Source organism: Microcella sp. (assembly GCF_046293215.1).
Classification (GTDB): domain Bacteria; phylum Actinomycetota; class Actinomycetes; order Actinomycetales; family Microbacteriaceae; genus Microcella.
Genome location: NZ_JBKBPI010000018.1, coordinates 1,025 through 1,562 on the forward strand (window position 1 = coordinate 1,025; position 538 = coordinate 1,562).

The following is a 538-nucleotide window of genomic DNA, read 5'->3' on the forward strand; positions in this document are numbered from 1 at the left end:
AACGGTCCTAAGGTAGCGAAATTCCTTGTCGGGTAAGTTCCGACCTGCACGAATGGCGTAACGACTTCCCCACTGTCTCCAGCATAGGCTCAGTGAAATTGAATTCCCCGTGAAGATGCGGGGTTCCCGCGGTCAGACGGAAAGACCCTATGAACCTTTACTATAGCTTCGCCTTGGCGTTAGCGACCGTATGTGTAGGATAGGTGGGAGACTATGAAACCGGGGCGCCAGCTCTGGTGGAGTCGTCCTTGAAATACCACCCTTACTGTCGTTGACGTCTAACCGAGGGCCGTTATCCGGTCCCGGGACATGGCGTGGTGGGTAGTTTGACTGGGGCGGTCGCCTCCTAAAGTGTAACGGAGGCGCGCGATGGTGGGCTCAGAGCGGTCGGAAATCGCTCGTCGAGTGCAATGGCATAAGCTCGCCTGACTGCGAGACTGACAAGTCGAGCAGAGACGAAAGTCGGCCATAGTGATCCGGTGGTCCCGAGTGGAAGGGCCATCGCTCAACGGATAAAAGGTACTCTAGGGATAACAGG

Annotated in this window: 1 rRNA gene (only partly in view); it reads left to right on the forward strand. The window is 56.1% G+C overall.

The features are described 5' to 3' along the window. A 23S ribosomal RNA gene (locus ACK4SC_RS11660) occupies positions 1-538 on the forward strand; its annotated part reaches 1,024 nt to the left of the window's first position; the annotation flags it as partial.